Below are 21,339 nucleotides of genomic sequence, written 5' to 3' on the forward strand. Positions count from 1 at the left end.
AGACGCGATAAATCGCGTCTCTACATGAGGGGTTTCTGGCTTATCCCAAGCGTATGGGATAAAACTGATGACTTGTGTGTACACCGTGGCCGATTCGGAGAGGGAAAGACTTGAACTAAAGTTCAAGGCAGGGAGAGGTTTATTGAACTCACGTTAGTTTAAAAAATAAAAAAGGTAGGAAATCCTACCTTTTACCCAAAAAAAGCATTTTGTAACCAAATACCAAATTAAATATCACACAAGCTTTTGACGAATCTATTGCAAAACTATGACAAGGGTATGACGTTTAAAACTTCTCTAAGAGAGGCTGCGCCCTAAGCGTAGCTATGCCGTTGGCGAAGCCTTCTCTACGAGAGGCTTTACGGCTTCGCTCAGTTTTAACATCGAGCGAAGCCGAGACGTTAATTTGTAATTGACTTCGCTAGTGCTGCTAGTTGCAACCCAGGCGAATAACTTCCTTCTTCTTTGATCCTTTTAATTTCAGCATCTGTTATCCGCAAATTTAACTTTTGCGCCAACGCCCGTACAATATCTCCCCGGTCAATTACACCAGCGACAGCACCAGCCGGAGAAAGCACGGTAATTCGAGGTAATTGCTCATTTTCCAGTTTGTTAATTACCTCAGCTATCGTTGTTGCTTCCGTAACAGTGGGTATTTCTGTCAAGGGATGCACAATGCTGTGTAAGGTTTGGGTTTCCCATTCACTTCTTTGGGTTAAACGAAAATCGTCAATGGAAACTAGACCCCGGTAACGTCCATCAGAAGCAGCAAAATAAACTTGTGAGGGAGAGTTTTCTAAGAGGTATAAATCGGCAAAGGCTCGCAATGTCTGGTCAGCATCAATGACTCGAAAATCACGGGTCATCGCATCGGTCGCTGCCACCTTGAGCAAGCTTTCTTGCAATGTAGTCACGTTGTCATAGCTGTTGGCGTTGCGGACAGCAAACCAACCTAACATGGCAATCCATAAACCAAGTACTAACTCTCTTGTCAAAAAATCTACAATAAATCCTAAAGCGATCGCACTGTAACCCAAAATTTGCCCAGCCTTTGCAGCCCAGTGTACGGCTTGAAAACGATTACCTGTTAGTTGCCACAGTGCTGCTTTTAACACTTGCCCTCCATCTAGAGGTAAGCCAGGAATCAGGTTAAATAGGGCGACTACCAAGTTAATTCTCGCCAAATCTCCCACCATGACACTGGCAGGACTAGTATCAGGTATCACAATAGATACCAACCGGAGCAGGAAGAATAATCCGATACTCACTAAGGGCCCAGCGATCGCTACTTGAAAGGCTTTGAAAGGAGTTTTAGATTCTTCTTCAATTGCAGCAATCCCACCAAACAGAAATAAGGTAATTGAATTAACTTTAATGCCTTGCGATCGGGCTACCAAGCTATGACCCAACTCATGTAGCAACACTGAACCAAATAGAAGCAGTGCCATAACTATTCCAGCACTCCAAGCTATAACAGGCCCCCATTCCTGATACGCTACACCAAAGTTAAGAGTTGCCAACCCTAAAATCACAAACCATAACGGATCTAAAAACAGGGGAATTCCAAATAAAGACCCAATTTTCCAATTTGTTTGCATTACATTGTCCTAAAACTAGATATCGCCAGTAATTCCTATACTGCAATATTTGCGTATATACTTATACATATATTTATGAGCATCAAGTCAGTAGTGCCGAGTTAAGGAATGCTCTTATTTCTAGAATAGACAATTAAGGCCTGTGAGCAAAGCTCTGAAGTGGGGCATTGGGAAGAGGCAGAGGGGCAGGGAGCATGGGGCATGGGGCATTGGTTATTTCCCCTCTGCTCCTCTGCTCCTCTGCTCCTCTGCTCCTTTTTAGGAGTTTTGTATTGATCGCGGCGTTATAAGCAACGCCGCGATCATCGCAAAACTACAGACGACCGATGTTAGTCAGTCCTAAAACGATGCCAACGCCAACAATATGACCAAAAGCCATCGCTGCAACGAATGTTGGAATACTAATCGGCAGGATAGGGAACTTGGGACCAACTAGGGGTTTTTCGATCCGAGTACTTAGTAAAACCATTACTAAGCTGCTGATGCTGATGATGATGCCAACTGTAGGATTCCACGCAGGTGTTGCGGGAACAGTTGCCTGGGCTGCTAGTAAAATAGATGAAATCAAGCTTTTGTCTCCTAAAATGTAGACCTACAAAATTATAAAATTACCAAGGCACAAAAGTTTTTCGGATAGTTTAGACTTTCTTGATAATTATTCTAAATTTGTTAAATTTTCATGCGCGTTAAAATTTGCGGCATTACTCAACCACAGCAGTCTATAGCGATCGCCTCTCTGGGCGCAACGGCACTAGGATTCATTTGTGTGCCAACCTCACCTCGCTATGTGACTACATCCCAAATTCGGGCAGCAGTAGCAGAACTCCCGGATAATATTGACACAATTGGTGTTTTTGCCAACGCTAGTATCCCCGAAATCAGTCAGATAGTTGTTGATTCTGGGTTGACTGGTGTCCAGTTACACGGGGATGAATTACCAGATTTTTGTGACCAATTACGTCAAGCTTTACCCAATATCGAAATTATTAGAGCACTGAGAATTCGCAGCCTTGAGCATCTTGACACGGCGGCTGATTATACAAAATACGTAGATACTTTACTACTTGACGCTTACCATCCCGAACAACTGGGTGGTACAGGCAAAACCTTAGATTGGACAATGCTAGAGAAATTTAACCCCAATTGCCCTTGGTTTTTAGCAGGGGGATTAACAGCAGATAATATTGTGGAAGCTTTAAGTCAGGTTAATCCCAGTGGCGTTGATTTATCTAGTGGTGTGGAACGTTCACCTGGAGATAAGGATTTAGATAAAGTAGCTAAGTTGTTTGAGAAATTGGGGAGTAGGGAGTGGGGAGTGGGGGATGAGGGAGCAGGGGAGGCAGGGGGAGCAGGGGAGGCAGGGGAGGCAAGGGGACAAGGGGACAAGGGGTGAGAACTTGAAACAAGTCTTTCCCCTTGTCCCCAAGTCCTCTTGCCCAAGTCCTCTTGCCCATGCCCCATTCCCCATTCCCTAAAAGAATGCTGGTTGATGGCGAATTAAGTTAAAAAATTCTTCGCGGGTTTTGTGCTCCTCTTGGAACGCACCAACCATTGCGCTAGTGACAGTCCAAGAGCCTGGTTTCTGGACGCCGCGCATCACCATACACATGTGGCTGGCTTCCATCACAACGGCTACCCCTTGAGGTTCGAGAATGGTCTGGATTGCTTCGGCAATTTGGCGGGTTAGTCTCTCCTGTACTTGTAAGCGACGGGAATACATCTCAACAATGCGGGCCAGCTTACTCAGTCCCACAACTTTTTGGTTGGGGATATAAGCAACGTGTGCTCTACCCATAAATGGCAGCATATGGTGTTCGCACAGACTAAAGAAATTAATATCCCTAACTAGTACCATCTCGTTATGCCCTTCATCAAAGATGGCATCGTTGACGAGTTCTTCAAGGGATTGGGTGTAGCCACTAGTAAGAAACCGCATTGCCTCGGCCACTCGCTTGGGTGTTTTGAGGAGTCCTTCGCGTTCGGGATCTTCCCCAACTCCCAATATTAGTGTCCGCACGGCGTCCTTCATTTCCTCCAGATGTTCCTCTTTTGGCGGGGACACATCCGCTTGTCGCCCGTTGTGGGTGTTGCGATCGGGTCTAGGGGTTATGGCATCTGCCAAATCAGGAATCAGAGGTGATTGAGAGAAATTGGAACCGTTGGAGCTAGCAATAGTCATGATTCAGTCTTGGTTATGGTTTTGTCATTAGTTATTAGTCATTAGTCATTAGTCATTGGCCATTAGTCACTTGTACTGAGCGTATCGCTAAAGCGAAAGCTTCGCTAACGCGTAGCGTCTCGCAGAGAAGCCGAAGTATTGGTCATTTGCTTTATACAAAGGACAATGGACAAAGGACTAATTAGAGTGCGCCAGCACTGGGCATCAGGGTCAATTCATCAATAACTGCCTGTTGTGGTAAGAGAACTGTGTAGAGAATTGACTGAGCGACAATTTCTGGGGTTAACATTTTAGAACGGTCTAAGTTGGCATGGACTGTTTCTGTATCCCAAAGTTCTGTATTGACTGCCCCAGGACAAATAGCTGTGACACGAATGCCGTAGGTGCGTTCTTCTTGTGCCAGGGTTTGAGAGAGGGCGATCAAACCAGCTTTGCTGACGCTGTATGCTCCCCAACCGGGAAACGGCTGCTTGGCGGCAATTGAGGCGACGTTGATAATTGTGCCTGTGCCCCGATCGCGCATTGAAGGCAAAATCCCCACAATGCACTGAAACACGCTGGTAAGATTTAAGTCAATTACCTGCTGCCAGCCTTCTAAGGGGGTTTCGCTCAAAGTAGCTGTATAGGCAAGGCCCGCACTGTTTACCAGAATGTCTATATCACCAAAGTCAAGAGCGATCGCTTGAATCTTTTCTTTTACTTCAGAGATCCGCGCTAAATCTACAGCGTAAGCTTTCGCTTGCACCCCAGTATGCTCAACTGCTTCTCTTACCGCCTCCAATTTATCCAAAGAACGGCTGACTAAGGCAACATCTATTCCCGCTTTCGCAAAGGCTAAAGCCGTTGCTTTCCCAATTCCACTACTTGCCCCAGTAATTAGGGCGCGTCGTTTTTGCTCAACACTCATGGTGTCTCCCAATTTTTTGGCAGTTCCCAAAGCCTATTACCATCCAATTATTTATATTTCTCGGTTTGGATAGATTAAAGGAATCTAAAAATCTGATGATTTCTATTAAACAACTGCTATGATGCAGTGCAATAGTAGGTGTATTTTAGGTATTACCAGTGAAGACAACAAATCATCGCCTGGAAAACCACGCCCTACACTCAAATTAGATTACTTGATAACACAAAAGCTACTCAATCAAATTGAGTAGATTTACCAAACATGCAAATGCCTATGGCTAGATTGTTAAAAATCTTTAAGCACATAGGCAATTATAGCATTGCTGCTCGGCTAATGAATCATTATGCAGTGCTGTTAGTGGGCAACTTCTGTAAAAACACCAATTTTGCGGAATTTTTCATAGCGCAGCTGACGGCGTTCTGGAGCGGTTAAACGATTGAGTTCGTCCAAATTTTCCAACAGTACTTGCTTGAGAATGGTAGCGGCTTTTAAAGGATCGGAATGAGCGCCACCAGTGGGTTCAGGCAGTATTTGGTCGATAATTCCCAACTTTTTCAGGTCGTGGGAAATAATTTTGAGAGCAACAGCTGCTTGGGGAGCCTTAGCAGCATCTTTCCACAGAATGGCAGCGCAGGCTTCGGGAGTTGCGACAGTATAAACTGAGTGTTCAAACATGAGTAGGCGATCGCCTACACCAATACCGAGTGCGCCACCGGAACCACCTTCACCGATGACTGTGCAGATAATTGGTACATCTAAGCAAAACATTTCTCGCAAGTTGTAAGCGATCGCTTCTCCTTGACCTTGGTGTTCTGCTTCTACCCCAGACCAAGCTCCTGGTGTGTCGATAAAAGTTAGTATTGGCATACTAAACTTGTTGGCGTGTTCCATCAACCGCATCGCCTTGCGGTAGCCGCCAGGGTAAGGCATTCCAAAGTTACGGGCAATATTGTCTTTGGTATCACGACCTTTTTGATGACCTAACATCACCACAGGTTGCCCACTCAGACGACCGACACCACCAACTAAAGCCGGATCGTCACCACCACAGCGATCGCCATGCAATTCCATCCATTCATCACTAATAGCCTGAATGTAATCGAGAGTACTGGGACGACGCGGATGACGAGCGACTTGCAATCGCTGGGACGGGGATAGACTACTGAAAATTTCCTCACGCAGTTGCATAGCGCGTGCTTCTAGTTGACGAATTTGACCAGAAACATCGACGCCATTTTCTTCTGCAAGTTGCCGAATTTGATCAATCCGGGTTGCGAGTTCTGCTAAAGGCTTTTCAAAATCTAACAGTAGCGGTTTACGCTCGGTAGTTGCCATCGTAGGGGTTATCAATTACGAGTTATAAGTTATCTATCCTTTGTCCTCTGTCCTTTTGCCTTTTGTCCTTTGTGTTTTGTCCTTTGTGTTTTGTCCTTTGTCCTTTGCAAATAACAAATGACCAATAACTAATGACTAATGACCAAGGACAAATGACTAAATGACTAATGATTAAACCAGCAGCGGTCTAAATCCATGTTTTACTGATACTCGACCAATCTGCTCCATTTTATCTACGGTAATCTGATTCCGCCCCCACGAAAAGTTCGTGTATAACTTCTCAAATTCCAGCAGCATTGATTCAGCAAAACAAGCAAACAATTGGCGGGCTGGCACGTCCATATTGACTATTTTCATAATTTTCCAGTCAATATCCAGAGAATGCTCTACAATTCCACCATTTAACACGTGTACCCCAGGATGCTGAATTTTCATCCCTAAGTTTTTCGGATAACCACCATCAATCAACAAACAGGGTTGTTTCAAAGTGGTGGGGTCAATTTCCACGCCTTTGGGCATACTGGCAACCCAAACCACAACGTCGGCTAGGGGTAGTGCTTCTGTCAAACCCATGATTTTTCCTCGTCCCAGTTCGCCTTGTAACTCTTTGAGACGTTCTTGATCACGGGCGATCAACAAAAGTTCTTGGACATCTGTTTTCGCATCTAGCCAGCGTGTAACTGCACTACCAATATCCCCAGTTGCTCCACATACTGCAACAGTCGCGTTTGATAGATTAATTCCCAGTTGTTTTGACGCTTCTTCCACCTGCTTACAAATAATGTAGGCAGTATGTGTGTTTCCTGTGGTGAACCGTTCAAACTCTAGTTTAATATTGCGGACTTGGCTAAACTGCTCTAACTTAAAGTTTTCAAAAATAATTGAGGAAAATCCGCCTAAAGCTGTGATATTAATGCCATGCTTCTGTGCATGGGCCATGGCGTTGAGGATTTTGCGCGTTGCAGCTTTGATGCGACGGCTAGCTAGCATTTCCGGCAAAAAGCAAGATTCTACATACCGTCCTTCAATTTGTTGCCCAGTTACACTGGTGACAATAATGGTATCAACAATTTGTGGCGGGGCGCTACACCAAAAGTCTAGCCCTTGATCGGCATATTCTGGGTATCCCAATTCTTGAGCTACCGATTGAGCGTGTTCCAAACTAGTCAGATGTCCAATTAGACCAAACATGTAGTGATTATTAGGCTTATGCTGTCTCGAAAGGGTGGAATATTAAGTGGTTCAGCAGTGCTGAGTGCTGAGACAATATTTTAAGTACAAAAGAAAGAATAAATTTCAGAGAATTCTTTCACTCTTGACTCAGCACTCATAACTCGGCACTTTTTAAGCGGCGATGAGTCCGTAGGCTGACAAGCGCATAATATCGCGAGTCGTAAAACCGATGTTACTTAATGCTTCACCGTACTGAATCATAAAGTCTTCTACCAAAGCATCTTTTTCCATTGCCATTGTGTGGGCATCGCCCTCTACTTGGTTGAGCATTTTCCAGACAATGGGTAGGTTTTGGCGATTTGCAAGTTCAAGTTCAGCTTTAGATTCTGTAAAATGCTCTTTCAACCAAACTTCTCCAAAGTTGAGGTGGCTATATTCTTCTTTTACTACTCCCTCAGTAATTTTACGGGCGAAATCGTCAGCAACGGGAATGTAAATGTTATATGCTGCGATCGCAAAACATTCAATAATCAAAGACTGAATCAACAAGCAAGTAACTACTTTTCCTTCTGCGGCGGCTGTTTGGAAATTTTGGTGTAGTCCAGAGAAAAACTCCTTAGCAAATTGTAAATCTGGGGTTACTTGCAAATTGCGTCCACAAGCTTCAAATCCTTTCTTATGGCGACTTTCCATCTTGGATAGGCGAATCAATTCATCATGAGATTCTGGCAGCAGTTGGGCTAGTGTGATGTAATTTTCATGGGCTTCTTGTTCCCCTTCAATCACGATCGCATTAATCCGGCTATAAGCATCTTTGTATGTTTCGCTCTTGAAATCTAATTCTTTAGATTGGTCTGTAAGCTGCTGCATGGTATCTTTACTCCTGTAAACCTGATTATTTGACACCAGGATTCAATTTACCCTATGAACTGAGGGTAATAATCACTGTGGTTTAATTTAACTTAACAAGTAACTATGTTTATAGATTAACTGTTGCTGGGTGAGATGCTCTAGTCCTAGCGAAACAAATGCTTTGCAGTTCAAGTTATGTCTAAACCAAACCCGAATCTGAAATCTGGCGATGTTTTGAGCCTAGTAGTCTTACTGCTAGGGGCATTTATCGTTCTACTACCGCTGTTTGTGGTCTTTCTCACCTCCTTAGAATCGACGGCCGCCAGCCCGGAAAATTTATCGAAAAATAACTGGTCTTTAGCTAATTACCGCGTTGCATGGCAGCAGGGAAAATTTTTGCTGGCGTTTGCTAATTCTACCTTGGTAGCGATCGCTGTGACGGCGTTTCAGATTGTCACTTCCGCTTTAGCTGGTTACGCCCTAGCACGACTGAAGTTTCGGGGACGCCAAGCACTGCTATTGGTCGTTTTAGCAACTTTAGTGATTCCCTTTCAGTTATTAGTGATTCCCATCTTTTTGGTTTTGAAGTGGGGACACTTGATAAATACTTATGGGGCGCTGATTTTACCCACTGCTGTCAACGGGTTTGGCATTTTCTTGCTACGTCAGTATTTCCAGACAATTCCCGTAGAGTTAGAGGAAGCCGCAGCCATAGATGGGGCGAACCGACTACAAATTTTGTGGCGGGTGATGTTACCTTTAGCCCGTCCGGCGTTGGTAACGCTGTTTTTGTTCACCTTCATCGGCGAATGGAATGATTTGTTTAAGCCTCTGGTGTTTACGACACGACCAGAATTAAGGACGGTGCAGCTAGCATTGGCAGAGTTTCAAGAGCAATTTACGAATAATTGGCCCTTGATGATGGCGGCGGTGACAATAGCAACAGTTCCAGTAATGGTATTATTTCTTATTGGTCAGCGTCAGTTTATTCAGGGTATTGCTGCGACGGGAATTAAGAATTGAGCAGGGAAGGCTGGCGGCGAGTGGAAGCCCATCTTATGTTTAACCTGTTAGTGCATTGGCATAACTTACTGTACTTCTTCTCTTAAGTAAGCTACGTATAGCGTTCCGCAATAAAGAGATGCTTTTTTTTCATCCTCAGTACTTAAATTGAAACGTAACCAAAGTTGTACGCTCTTATGGTTCAGCAATGCTTAAAGTACATCCGGCAGTAAAACATGAAGTTTTGTAACATTATGCGTAATTCTTACTAGTAAAGCTGGAATTAGACGCATCTTGTAAAGAACGGAAACAGTTATGAACCCTGAAACATTACAGCAGTTAAAAGACGAAGTTCAACAGAAACTGCTTGAAAGCGTTAATAATGCTGGCTTATACAGCGTGCTTGAAAAGTATGGGGTACCAGATGCTAGAGCTTTGACAGTTCAGTGGCAGTTCAATATTGACCCAAATAAAATCAAATCTGGTGATGCAGTTAATGAACAGGAAATTGTGGTAGGGCAAGAGTCATGGTGTGTCCCTTGCCCAACTGGAAACCCTCTTGGCTGTAACTGCTAAATAATTTAGTCTTGGCACTGGAAAAAGTTTATTCTAGTAAGTATAAAAATGCTGAACTTTGCATTTACTAGTTAGGCTACAGAGATAATCCTAAGTATCACCATACCTAATTAGCAAGGAACAGTATTTAAATATACTTTTAATTTTTGGGTGCAAGTTTGTAATGTCTCGATACCGAAGCAGTTGGTGCTGGGAGATAGGAATAGTGAGTACTTTAGCAATTGCTGGAGTGCTCACTTTCTTTGATAGTTTTGCCTTAGCCCAAATACAAGAAGATGGCACGCTGGGATCTGAAAGTTCAATCATTACACCAAAGCTAATCGATAGTCAGCCTATAGACCAGATTGATGGTGGGGCAGTTCGTGGTACAAACTTGTTCCACAGCTTTGAACAGTTTTCTGTCCCTACGGAAAGGACAGCGTACTTTAACAATGCAATAGATATTCAAAACATCATCAGTCGAGTGACAGGAAATTCGATTTCTAATATAGATGGCATTCTGAAAGCTAACGGCACAGCCAACCTGTTTCTGATTAATCCTAACGGCATTGTTTTTGGGTCTAATGCTTCTTTAAATATCGGCGGTTCATTTGTGGCAAGTACGGCGAGTAGCTTGAACTTTGCTGATGGTACAAAGTTTAGTGCTACATCTCCTCAAACTACACCCTTACTAACACTAAGTGTTCCCGTTGGTTTACAATTCGGAGCAACTGCGGCTCCCATCCGCAATCAATCCCAAGCAGCACCAGATGGTGCAATTAATATCTTTGGACAAGGTGTTGGTCTACAGGTGCAACAAGACAAAACCTTGGCACTTATAGGTGGTGATATAAACCTAGAGGGGGGAAATATCACAGCCAAGAACGGAAGAGTTGAGTTAGGGAGCGTTGCTAATAATAGTCTGGTTAGTTTAAGCCCAACTAACCAAGGTTGGGCATTTGGATATGAAGGTGTTCAAAATTTCCAAAACATCGAACTAATTGACTTAACTAAAATTCCATCTAGTGTAGATACTCATGGAGAGGGCCGCAGCAATATCCACATCCAAGGCAGGCTTGTGCGGATAACTGGCAGTTACCTAATTCTAGTTAATCCCTTCGAAGAGCAGCCAGGAGGGAATTTGACAGTGAACGCCTCAGAGTCTGTAGTAGTTGAACAAGATGCACAACTGTTTACTCAGAGTTTCTCCACCGGAAACTCTGGAAACATAAATGTCACTACTAAGAAGTTGATGGTCAAAGATGGAGCACAATTGCAGGGGCAATTGACTATAAACGCCTCAGATTCCGTGGAACTAATCAGCGGCACTTCTACTACCCTCTTGCGAGATGGTAGTGATTTAATATCCAGTGGATTATTTAGTGCAACTTATGGCGATCAAAACGCTGGCAACATCACAATTAACACTGGGAAGTTGCGTATCCAAGGAGGGGCAAGAATATCCACAAGCTCTGAGGGCTTGTCTAGTCTTATTCTTAACCAACTTACACCAGCTACAGGAAAAGCAGGGAACTTGACGGTGAACGCCTCTGAGTCGGTAGAACTAATAGGAACCTCACCAAATGGTTCTAGAATTAGTGGTTTGTTTTCTGGAACTGAAGGGCCTGGAGATGGTGGAAATTTGGCCCTAACTACAGGGCAATTGATTATCAAGGATGGGGCTGCAATAACTGTGAGCAGCCAAGCTCGAAAAAATGTAATCTATATCGGAGATCCCACTAATTTAGGGAAGGCAGGCAATTTAAATATAAATGCTCGCTCCCTACTTCTGGACAACAAAGGGAAACTCACAGCTGAAACCGAGTCAGGTCGAGGCGGGAATATTGCATTACAGGTGCAAGACTTATTATTGATACGCCGCGAAAGTAAAATAACCACTAACGCAGGTAAGACAGGGCTTGGTGGAGATGGCGGTAATATTACCATCAAAGCGCCTAATGGTTTTTTTGTGGCGACTCCCTCTGGAAATAACGATATCACCGCCAATGCCTTCTCTGGCTCTGGTGGTAAAATCACAATCACTGCTAAGAACATCTTTGGTTTTGTGCCGCGTACTCGTGGAGACGTAGAAGGGCTTGATCCAGAAGAAATAAACCCGAATAACTTGCCAACAAGTGACATCACCGCATTCTCTCAGCAAAACCCTTTATTAAGTGGCACAGTCCAAATCAACTCACCAGATGCTGACCCCAGTAAAGGGTTAGTCGAACTGCCTGCAAATTTGGTTGATACTTCGCAGCAAATTGTTGCTGGTTGTAATTCTGGTGTAAAAACAGCCAAGAGTTCATTTATTGCTACTGGGCGTGGAGGGCTAGCACCCGATCCCACAGAGCCATTGATGGCTGATGCGGTGCTAGCAGATTGGATCACACTCTCTCCAGAGGGTCAGAATCGTACTGGCGGTATTCAGAAAAGAACGGTTGTTCAGGCGCAGCGACACACAGAAGAAAAATCACAGAAAGTTAATTCTGTCAATGAATCCACTCAAATTGTGGAAGCCCAAGGGTGGATAAGGGATGCCAATGGGAACGTGGTTCTGGTTGCTCAAGTTCCTACTGCGTCACCCCATAAGTCCTCACTCGTCGCTACATCTTGCACTGCTAATTAGAAATCGAGATTCTCTTAACTTTTGTTGGTGCGATCGCTTCTTTTACTCAACTCAGGTATCAGTGCGTTGGCGTAGCCCGTTGTAGACATCGCGGATTCCATCATCCTCAACACCCACATAAAAAACATATTTGATTTTCTGGCGACATGAGAAAGATGAAAAGGTTAATGGTTAAGTCTTTAGCCTGTGAGCTTATCCAAAGCGTAAGCAGAGTGTGAAAGTTGAGGAGGTATCAATTGCTCAATCCTTTTGAGCGATCAACGGTCAGTAGCCAGATTCATCAATGCTTTAAGGAAATCCAGTATAAATATATAGGAGTATAGGACCAGCCCTTTCAAGGTCTTGTAATTTTCCTCAAACTATAGTTAGTTGAAAAAATATAGTTGCTAGAGAGGGAATAGCTAGAATGGTTCTAGGTCAAGTGTTTGAGCGTTTTGTAGAAGAAAGTCCGGTTTCAGTAATGGTTCGCGGACTTCTCGAAACAATTTTATGTCCTGAGAAACTTGACGAGCTATTTGAGAAAAGCACCAAAACTCAATACACAAAAGAATTGCTGTTCTCTACGGTAGTGGAGATGATGAATACAGTAGCTTGTGGGATTAGACCTTCAATTCATGCTGCATATCAAGCTAAAGCATCGCAAATAAACGTTTCGGTTACTTCAGTCTATAACAAGCTAAATGCAATGGAGCCTAATGTCAGTGCTGAATTAGTGAGGAATACGGGAGCTTCAATGGAAGCGATTATTCGTCATTTAAACGGAAGCTTACCCGATTGGCTACCTGGTTATCGGCTCAAAATTTTAGATGGTAATGCAATAGCTGCAAGTGAACATCGTCTAAAACCTCTTCGCAACTGTAACAGTGCGCCTTTACCAGGGCAATCATTGGTGGTACTTGACCCATCTCTAATGCTGGCAATTGATGTTTTTCCTTGTGAAGATGCTCATGCTCAAGAACGTTCTCTACTACATAAAGTTTTGACTACAATCGAAGAAGATGATGTGTGGATCGCTGACCGAAATTTCTGCACTTTGAACTTTTTGAGTGGTATCGTAGCTCGAAAAGGCTATTTCATTATCCGAGAGCATCAATGTTTTCCTTGGTATGATGCCTCAGAATTTCGCCATATTGGTTCAGTAGAAGGAGGAACAGTATTTGAACAAACTGTTAAAGTTAGTGATGATGAGGGCTATCTATCAAATATTCGGCGTATCAAAGTAATTTTAGATGAAACTACCCGTGATGGAGACTCAGAAATCTTTATCCTAACTAATCTTTCTACGGAGGTTGCCAATGCTTTAGTTGTGGCTCAAATCTACCGTAAACGCTGGAAGATTGAAACTTTATTCCAGATTTTAACTGAAATATTTAATTGTGAAATTAAGACCCTTGGTTATCCTAAAGCTGCTCTGTTTGCTTTTTGCGTTGCCTTAGTTTCCTACAACATCCTTTCTGTTATCCTAGCGGCTCTGAGAAGTATTCATGGCATTCAAAAAATTGAGCAAGAAGTGTCAAGCTATTATTTAGCTGATGAAATCAAGGGAACTTACCGTGGAATGATGATTGCTATTCCCCCAAAGGAGTGGAAGGTTTTTGCAAAAATGAATCTAATTGAACTGAAGAACGTACTTCAAGATTTGGCAGCTAACGTTAATTTAGTTGTTTTTGCGTCCCATCCTCGCGCACCAAAAAAGACAAGAAGGACACTAAAACGCACTCGTCCTTCCAAAAGACCTCATGTTTCTACAGCTAAAATTCTATCCCGAAAATAATCCAAAAACAGACACCTTGAAAGGGCTGGTCCTAGAGTAATATTTGATTTCTGAAAAAGCTCGGTAAAGCTCGAAAAGTCTAATTCCTTATTCCCTACTCCCCACTCCCCAATCCCCACCTACGCAGATAATTTCAAAAATCAAATACGATTCCTATATGAAGTTTTGTTACACAATGCGTAATTATAACTAGCCAAGTTGAAGTCATAATTATCGGAGTTCGCAAGAGCTTTAGAAAACTAATGCTTTCCTGTTACTCTAAACTCCATCTTCTTGATTTTTTGTTACCAAACTGTACTCATAGAAGTCAAGTTAATTTAGTACATTACAAGATAAGTTCACACATTTACCGATCTGCAAGGAGAGCAAAATTTATGGATTCTAAAGCATTACAGTCAACATTTATAGATGCTCAAAGATTACAGAAGTTAAAAGACGAAATTAAGCAGGAATTGTTTAATATCCTCAATAACTCTAACTTAAGCAAGATAATCGAAAAATACGGTATATCAGCACAAGATATTCTTAAACTTGAGTATACACTCAACCTAAACCAACTTCGATCTAATGACTTTAGTGAATCTAATGACCTTAGTGTAGATGAGCAAACCCAGAAATTGAATAAATCGTGTATAGTATTGCGTAAGCCTTGCCCTATAGATAACCATCCTGATGGTTGCTGGATGGACTGCTAAATGATCGATCAGGAGCAATGCATTAAACTATACTTATTGACAACGATTTAGAGGATGTTTAAAAAGTCCTTTTATCGGTATCAAAAGTTTTAGATCCCCCTAAATCCCCCGATAAATTGGGGGATTTTGATTCCGGTTTCCTCCTTTTTAAGGGGGGTTAGGGGGGGGATCAACAAGTGACTAAAATCACAGCCAAAGACTTTTCAAACAACCTCTAAGAGGATATTTGAAAAGCCCTTACAAAAAACAGGGTGTGGGGTGTAGGGTGTGGGGTATAGGGGAAGAAATAAAAACTAAAGTTTCAGAGTTTAAAGCTCAGTTTAAAAAAAAGATGTTTTTCGAGACGCAAAGCGCGAGAAAAACAGTGTCCTTGTTTCAATCTCACGTTTTTAAACGTGGGTTCCCTACACCCTACCCCCTATCCCCTACACCCTCTGAATAATGTATAAAAATACTTTTATATTCTCCTAAATCCACGCCACTTGCACCAAGAGTGGCTCGACGCCCAGTGCAGTAGCCCGCTTAAAAAGGCAGGGTTGTTTCATTAGATTAAAGGCTCATAATGCAAGGGTAAATTCTATGATGTATCAAAGCCGAAGCGGTAGGTACTGGAAGTTACGACTAGTCAGTGTTTTGGCATTTACTGGAACACTTACTTTTTCTATAAGTTGTGCTTTATCCCAAATTACACCGGATAACACCTTGGGATTTGAAAATTCAGTTGTTACACGCAAGGTGATTAATGGAATCCCTACTGACCAAATCGATGGTGGAGCAATTCGCTATACGAACCTTTTCCACAGCTTTGAACAGTTTTCTGTTGGCACTGGAAACGCAGCTTCTTTCAACAACGCCGCAAATATTAAGAACATCATTACCCGGATAACAGGTAAATCTATTTCAAATATTGATGGAATCCTTAAAGCTAATTACGATGCTAATCTGTTTTTGATTAATCCTAACGGTATTATTTTTGGGCCCAATGCTTCCTTAAACATAGGCGGTTCATTTGTAGCAAGTACAGCAAGTAGTGTGAACTTTGCTAATGGTACTAAATTTAGTACCACAGATCCCAAAACCATACCTTTGCTGATAGTAAGTGTTCCTACTGGCTTACAATTCGGGGCAAGTGCGGGTTTCATCCGCAATGAATCTCAAGCTAGTTTAGATGAGGCAACCAATCGCTTAAATGCCCCTGCTGGTCTACAAGTGCAGCCAGGTAAAACCTTGGCACTTATAGGCGGTGATATAACCTTGGAGGGCGGAAATTTAACGACAAAAGGGGGACGAATTGAGCTAGGAAGTGTTGCTAGCAATAGTCTTGTCAGTCTGAAGCCAGCGAACCAAGGTTGGGTCTTAGGTTATGAAGGTGTCCAGAATTTTCAGAACATCCAACTAATACAGCGAACTGTTAACGGTTCTACAAAGTCATCTCTGGTAGATGTTAGTGGCGAAGGTAGTGGCGATATCCAGGTACAGGGTAGGCGCATTCTGATAACTGACCGTTCACAGATTTTAGCTAATACCTTGGGTTCTCAATCGGGAGGGAATTTAACAGTGAATGGCTCAGAGTCCGTAGAATTAATTGGTCCCGGCACACCGTTGACGGCTGTAACTTTTGGTGCAGGAAACGCTGGAGACTTAACGATTACAACTGGAAAGTTGATTGTCAGGAATGGAGCACAAGTCCGAAATGGAGCACAAGTCGGGAATGTAAAACAAAGCTTGGGTTCAGGAGGAAAATTGATTGTAAACGCCTCAGATTCTGTGGACTTAATCGGTGGTTTCTCTTTGGGCCGTAATTTTTCTTTCAGTGGATTGTTTAGCGGGACTTCTGATGTTGGAAATGCTGGCGATATAACAATCAATACTGGGAAGTTCCGTATCCAGGATGGAGCACAACTAACAACACAGTCTTCAGGAACGCTATTATCATCAGATCCTAACAAATATTTCCCAGCTACAGGGAAAGGTGGAAATTTGACTGTAAACGCCTCCGACTCTGTAGAAATAACTGGAATTTCAGTCAATGGTACTACACCCAGTGGCTTGTCTGCTTTGACTAATGGCCCGGGAGATGCGGGGAAAGTGACAATAAATACAAATAAATTAATTATCCGGGATGGGGCTACAATAACCGTGAGCAGCGAAATTCCAGAGCTCCCAAAGGATGTAATATATCAAGGGGATGTAAGCAATCTAGGAGCAGCAGGTGAACTAAATATAACTGCTCACTCCATCCTTCTGGACAACCAAGGAGAAATCACATCTAATAGTGAGTCAGGTCAGGGCGGGAATATTTCGTTACAGGTGCGGGATATATTAATGATGCGCCACGAAAGTAAAATAACCACTAATGCAGAGGGTGATGGAGGTGGCGGTAATATCACCATCAATGTACCTAATGGCTTCCTTGTCACCGCTCCTTCTGAAAATAATGATATTACCGCCAATGCCTTGTCTGCCTCTGGTGGTAAAATCACAATCACTGCTAAGAATATCTTTGGTTTTGAGCCGCGCACCCGTGCAGAGGTAGAAAGGCTGTTGAACCCTAAACAGCCACTAGATCCCAGTAGGCTGCTAACAAGTGACATCACCGCGTTTTCTCAGCAAAACCCAACATTAAATGGCACTATACAAATCAACTCACCAGATGTTGACCCCAGTAAAGGATTAGTGGAATTACCTGTAAATCTGGTTGATGCTTCGCAGCAAATTGCTGCTGGTTGTGATTCTGGTGGAAAAATAGCCAGGAGTTCATTTATTGCTACTGGACGTGGAGGAATAGTAGCCGATCCTACGCAGCCATTGATAGCTGATGATGCAGTGCTGGCAGATTGGATCACACTTTCTCCAAAGAGTCAGAATCGTGCTGGCGGTATTCAGAAAAGAGCGTTTGTTCAGACACAGCGAAATACAGAAGAAAAATCACAGAAGGTTAATTCTGTCAATGAACCTACTCAAATTGTAGAAGCTCAAGGATGGGTTATGGATGCTAATGGTAACGTGGTTTTGGTTGCTCAAGTACCCACTGCATCGCCCCATAACTCCTCACTCACCGCTACATCTTGCACTGCTAATTAGAAGATAAACAGTCAAACTAGAGCCAAGGCGAATGGCGTTCGCGTAGCGCCTACGTTTGTGTAGCCTTCCCGTTGGCGCAGCCTATTAAGGTTTTGAAACCCACGGAGGTGGGTTTTGTCTGTATAGATGCGGTTTCTAACCGTCCTTTTGACTGGATCAATGTTTAATTCTCGTAACTTCGCGGCCATGAACGATGCCTATTCTTTAACTCGTCTCCTGAATTTGCAGACGTACAGTGTGTTCAGTCGCACCACTAAGTTGCAATTCCATGATTTCACCACCCAGAGGTTCCAAGCAGGTGAGGAGCGATCGCAAGTTGGGTGTACTTGCGCCAGTATCTACATATAATCGATCTGCTAAATTACCGATTCGCTTCCAAGTCATGTACAATTTAGCGATCGTTTGTTCAATTTGCGATGCTTGATTTACCAAGTCAGCAGCTATGCTCAAACAGCCGACTCTTTGCGCTTCTTCTAAGGCTGTTTCAATATCAATATTTTCCTGCGTTAACGCCTGAACTTGAGCCGCCCCTTTAAGATATTTGGCCAAGTTACGCGCTTCGGTAGTTACCTGTTTCAGGGTATCCACATCAGGATTAGCAGCAATTTCCTTTTGGATAAACTTTTGGTGCGATTCTGGTAGTTTTTCCATTTCCTTCACCAGTGGGGCAATGTAGCGTGGGGGAAGGGTGTTATCTGCTGCTTTTTCTTTAACTGCTTCAGGTAATAAATCTGAGGACATGGCTGTCCATTCATCGCTGAGTTGACGTACTTCGCGCCTGGTGATGCGATCGCCTTTTTGTGCGGCTTCACTCACCATCTGTTGCACCTCTGGGACTGCTTTGGAGGTTTCAACAAAAGCCCGTTTGCTGAAGTTGTTCACAGAACCGGGGTCAAGTTTACCGTCTTCGATAAGAGTATCAGCACTATTCGCCAGTTGAATCCAGGCATAAGCTTGACTTTTGCTGATTTCTCGCTCTTTTAGCCATCGTAGAAAGCCAGTACCCCGTCCGTCACCACCAACTTTTTCTCTGTCGCGGATAGCCCTTAAAATTCGCCCCCGCCAGATTTCAGTTTGCAAATCAAAGCGATCGCATACCTGCCAAGCTATTTCTAGCTGCTGTTGAAAATCTGACTCTAGAATCTGTTCATCTTCTGGATCAGGGAGTTCAAAGCTGATATCTGCTGGCTGTAGTAAAGCAGCAGCAAGGTCGTTTATAGAGTCGGTATCTTGCACGATTGATGACTAACTAGTGGATGCGATCGGCTTATTATGCCACAATCTGTAGACTCTGACTTAAGAGGTGGAGCGGTATCTTGAAATACCACACAATAGAGAAAAGGCGTAAACCACTTTTGTAAAGTCTTTAATTAATCAGAGACAATAAAAATAAAACGATGAACCAGGTAGACTACCTCCGCATTAGCTTAATCGATCGCTGTAATTTTCGCTGTCAATACTGTATGCCAGAGGGAGTAGAACTGGATTATATTCTCAAGCAACAGTTATTGACTGATGAGGAACTACTCACCTTAATTAAAGAAGTTTTTATTCCAGTAGGCTTTAGTCGCTTTCGGTTGACTGGGGGTGAACCCCTATTGCGTCCGCGCGTGGTAGATTTGGTAAGCGCGATCGCAACTTTCCCCCAAACTCAAGACCTCTCAATGACCACCAACGGTTTTTTGCTGGCTCCAATGGCACAAAACCTTTACAACGCAGGTCTGCGAAGAATTAATATTAGTCTGGACTCTCTCGATCCCGACATTTTTGATCAAATTATTGGTAATCAAGGGCGTTCTCGTTGGCAACAAGTTTGGCATGGCATTCAAGCTGCCCACCAGGTCGGATTCGACCCACTGAAGCTGAATGTGGTGGTGATTCCTGGGGTCAACGATCACGAAGTTCTAGACTTAGCTGCTCTAACAATTGACAAACAGTGGCACGTTCGATTTATTGAATTCATGCCTATTGGTAATGTACATTTGTTTGGCGATCGCGGTTGGGTATCTTCAGCCGAGTTGCGAGAATCTATCCGCGATCGCTGGGGCTTGTCAGAATCACAAGTTCGTGGTGCTGGGCCTGCTGATGTCTTTCAAATTCCCGGTGCGAAGGGGACACTGGGATTTATTAGTCAAATGTCAGAATGTTTTTGCGATCGTTGTAACAGGATGCGTCTGAGTGCCGATGGCTGGCTGCGTCCCTGTTTATTGAATGAAACTGGTCAAATAGATTTAAAAACTGCTCTGCGCTCTGGCACTAGCACCGCTCAATTACAAGAGCAAGTAAGGCATTTACTAAATATCAAGCCAGAAATTAACTTTAAAGGGCGTGATTCTGGCATTTCAGGTACATATACACGCACCATGTCGCAAATCGGTGGATAGTCAAACTAATTCATAATTGATAATTAATAATTCATAATTGAAATCAGTGTGAGCGGCTGAACTCTCCACTGTCTTTTTGACCACTGATTTAAAAATTCAGTGGGTGGCTCTGTACTCATTCTAAAATTTATGAATTATGAATTATGAATTAATAATTATTTGGTCATTGGTCATTTGCCCTTTGCAAATAACTAAGGACAAATGACTAAGGACAAATGACTATTACGCTTGTCGTGAGTAGTATTCCACCACAAGTAGTTCGTTAACTTGTAGTGCCACCCATTCCCGTTCAACAACGCCGTTGACTTTACCAACCAACTTATTTTTGTCAAACTCCAAATGACTGGGCAGGTTCGCCAAACCGGGATATTGCAAGTTAGCTTCCACCAACTTCCGTGATTGTGCCCGATCTCTGACCGCAATTACTTCACCAGGACGGCATTGGTAGCTGGCAATATTCACCACACGACCGTTAACAGTTACGTGACCGTGATTTACCAGTTGACGAGCCGCTGGGATAGTCGGGGCTATACCCAAGCGGAAAACGGTATTATCCAAGCGCATTTCTAGCAATTGCAACAGCACTTGCCCGGTAGAACCAGTAACACGTCTGGCTTTCCGCACATAGCGTAGCAATTGCTTTTCAGTCAAACCGTAGTTGAAGCGGAGCTTTTGCTTTTCTTCTAGACGGATGGCATACTCAGAGCGTTTCTTACGGTTCTGACCATGCTGACCAGGCGGGTAAGCGCGTCTGGCGCTTTTACGAGTCAATCCTGGTAAATCGCCCAAGCGGCGTACAATTCTGAGGCGTGGCCCTCTATATCGGGACATGAGTTTCCTTAATCTAATCCTGTTTAAACTTTACCGAAACATTCAATTTTGACACTCCCCTGATTAAAAATCAGGGGATTCTTGGTTTTTTGAAGCTGCTTACCGAGGTAAGACGTATCTCACCAAGGTAGACGCATCGATTTTTGCGCCAGTTGCTTTTAATCGGTAAACCCGACAAACTAGCCTCCAAGCCTGAATTCCGACCTGTCACGCCGTACTCCTGCCCATAACTTTTTTGTGTTTATTTAGTTTCGTAGGCTACTCAATCATCAGATTGGTTTACGCAGTATTCTTACTCTGAAATACTTTTTACGTTACCTACTTATCTTTCAAACAGATAT

At 43.3% G+C, this 21,339-nt stretch carries 18 protein-coding genes; 8 read left to right on the forward strand and 10 right to left on the reverse strand.

Features of this window, described 5'->3' with window-relative positions; translation table 11 throughout:
• Positions 1-401 precede the first annotated feature (401 nt).
• Both VB740_RS27440 and psaK read right to left on the reverse strand, forming a co-directional pair.
• Positions 402-1,598, reverse strand: a complete 1,197-nt coding sequence (locus VB740_RS27440; protein WP_323203014.1) for a site-2 protease family protein — start codon at positions 1,596-1,598, stop codon at positions 402-404.
• Between the two features lie 313 nt (positions 1,599-1,911).
• Positions 1,912-2,166, reverse strand: coding sequence for a photosystem I reaction center subunit PsaK (gene psaK / locus VB740_RS27445; RefSeq protein WP_109010963.1), 255 nt, complete (start codon positions 2,164-2,166; stop codon positions 1,912-1,914).
• Between the two features lie 111 nt (positions 2,167-2,277).
• Between psaK and VB740_RS27450 the strand changes: the two genes are divergently transcribed.
• On the forward strand, positions 2,278-2,991 hold the full coding sequence (locus tag VB740_RS27450) for a phosphoribosylanthranilate isomerase (RefSeq protein WP_323203015.1): 714 nt from the start codon (positions 2,278-2,280) through the stop codon (positions 2,989-2,991).
• A gap of 78 nt (positions 2,992-3,069) precedes the next feature.
• Here VB740_RS27450 and folE read toward each other — a convergent pair whose 3' ends face one another.
• The 5 genes from folE to VB740_RS27475 all read right to left on the reverse strand — a co-directional run bounded on the left by folE (position 3,070) and on the right by VB740_RS27475 (position 8,062).
• The gene (folE, locus tag VB740_RS27455) at positions 3,070-3,777 is read right to left on the reverse strand and encodes a GTP cyclohydrolase I FolE (RefSeq protein WP_323203016.1); all 708 of its coding nucleotides are present in this window, start codon (positions 3,775-3,777) and stop codon (positions 3,070-3,072) included.
• 181 nt (positions 3,778-3,958) lie between these two features.
• Entirely contained in the window at positions 3,959-4,684 is a 726-nt protein-coding gene (locus VB740_RS27460; protein WP_323203033.1) for an SDR family oxidoreductase, read from the reverse strand.
• Between the two features lie 354 nt (positions 4,685-5,038).
• Positions 5,039-6,019 carry an acetyl-CoA carboxylase carboxyltransferase subunit alpha gene (locus tag VB740_RS27465; protein WP_100898945.1) on the reverse strand — a complete coding sequence of 327 codons (981 nt, stop codon included), beginning with the start codon at positions 6,017-6,019 and terminating at the stop codon, positions 5,039-5,041.
• 171 nt (positions 6,020-6,190) lie between these two features.
• A complete protein-coding gene (locus tag VB740_RS27470; protein ID WP_323203017.1) occupies positions 6,191-7,210 on the reverse strand; it encodes a long-chain acyl-[acyl-carrier-protein] reductase in 1,020 nt (339 codons plus the stop codon).
• Positions 7,211-7,363: 153 nt separating this feature from the next.
• A complete protein-coding gene (locus VB740_RS27475; protein ID WP_323203018.1) occupies positions 7,364-8,062 on the reverse strand; it encodes an aldehyde oxygenase (deformylating) in 699 nt (232 codons plus the stop codon).
• Positions 8,063-8,239: 177 nt separating this feature from the next.
• Here VB740_RS27475 and VB740_RS27480 point away from each other — a divergent pair, with 177 nt between their 5' ends.
• The 6 genes from VB740_RS27480 (at position 8,240) to VB740_RS27505 (ending at position 17,783) form a co-directional block, all read left to right on the forward strand.
• Positions 8,240-9,067 carry a carbohydrate ABC transporter permease gene (locus VB740_RS27480; RefSeq protein ID WP_323203019.1) on the forward strand — a complete coding sequence of 276 codons (828 nt, stop codon included), beginning with the start codon at positions 8,240-8,242 and terminating at the stop codon, positions 9,065-9,067.
• Between the two features lie 294 nt (positions 9,068-9,361).
• Positions 9,362-9,622: a hypothetical protein gene (locus VB740_RS27485; RefSeq protein WP_323203020.1), complete on the forward strand. Its 261-nt coding sequence runs from the start codon at positions 9,362-9,364 to the stop codon at positions 9,620-9,622.
• Positions 9,623-9,785: 163 nt separating this feature from the next.
• Positions 9,786-12,230, forward strand: coding sequence for a filamentous hemagglutinin N-terminal domain-containing protein (locus VB740_RS27490; RefSeq protein ID WP_416290748.1), 2,445 nt, complete (start codon positions 9,786-9,788; stop codon positions 12,228-12,230).
• A gap of 406 nt (positions 12,231-12,636) precedes the next feature.
• The gene (locus VB740_RS27495; RefSeq protein ID WP_323203022.1) at positions 12,637-14,004 is read left to right on the forward strand and encodes a transposase; all 1,368 of its coding nucleotides are present in this window, start codon (positions 12,637-12,639) and stop codon (positions 14,002-14,004) included.
• Between the two features lie 374 nt (positions 14,005-14,378).
• Positions 14,379-14,699, forward strand: coding sequence for a hypothetical protein (locus tag VB740_RS27500; RefSeq protein ID WP_323203023.1), 321 nt, complete (start codon positions 14,379-14,381; stop codon positions 14,697-14,699).
• 579 nt (positions 14,700-15,278) lie between these two features.
• On the forward strand, positions 15,279-17,783 hold the full coding sequence (locus VB740_RS27505; protein WP_323203024.1) for an S-layer family protein: 2,505 nt from the start codon (positions 15,279-15,281) through the stop codon (positions 17,781-17,783).
• An 11-nt stretch (positions 17,784-17,794) separates the two neighbouring features.
• Here VB740_RS27505 and VB740_RS27510 read toward each other — a convergent pair whose 3' ends face one another.
• Positions 17,795-17,971: a hypothetical protein gene (locus VB740_RS27510; protein ID WP_323203025.1), complete on the reverse strand. Its 177-nt coding sequence runs from the start codon at positions 17,969-17,971 to the stop codon at positions 17,795-17,797.
• Positions 17,972-17,987: 16 nt separating this feature from the next.
• Positions 17,988-19,019: a hypothetical protein gene (locus VB740_RS27515; protein WP_323203026.1), complete on the reverse strand. Its 1,032-nt coding sequence runs from the start codon at positions 19,017-19,019 to the stop codon at positions 17,988-17,990.
• Between the two features lie 161 nt (positions 19,020-19,180).
• On the opposite strand from VB740_RS27515, the gene moaA reads away from it, so the two are divergent.
• Complete coding sequence (gene moaA / locus VB740_RS27520; RefSeq protein WP_323203027.1) at positions 19,181-20,167, forward strand: GTP 3',8-cyclase MoaA; 987 nt, start codon at positions 19,181-19,183, stop codon at positions 20,165-20,167.
• 222 nt (positions 20,168-20,389) lie between these two features.
• On the opposite strand, the gene rpsD is transcribed toward moaA, so the two are convergent.
• Complete coding sequence (rpsD, locus tag VB740_RS27525) at positions 20,390-20,998, reverse strand: 30S ribosomal protein S4 (protein WP_323203028.1); 609 nt, start codon at positions 20,996-20,998, stop codon at positions 20,390-20,392.
• Positions 20,999-21,339 lie beyond the last annotated feature (341 nt).

This window comes from Nostoc sp. UHCC 0251 (genome assembly GCF_034932245.1).
Lineage (GTDB): Bacteria > Cyanobacteriota > Cyanobacteriia > Cyanobacteriales > Nostocaceae > Nostoc.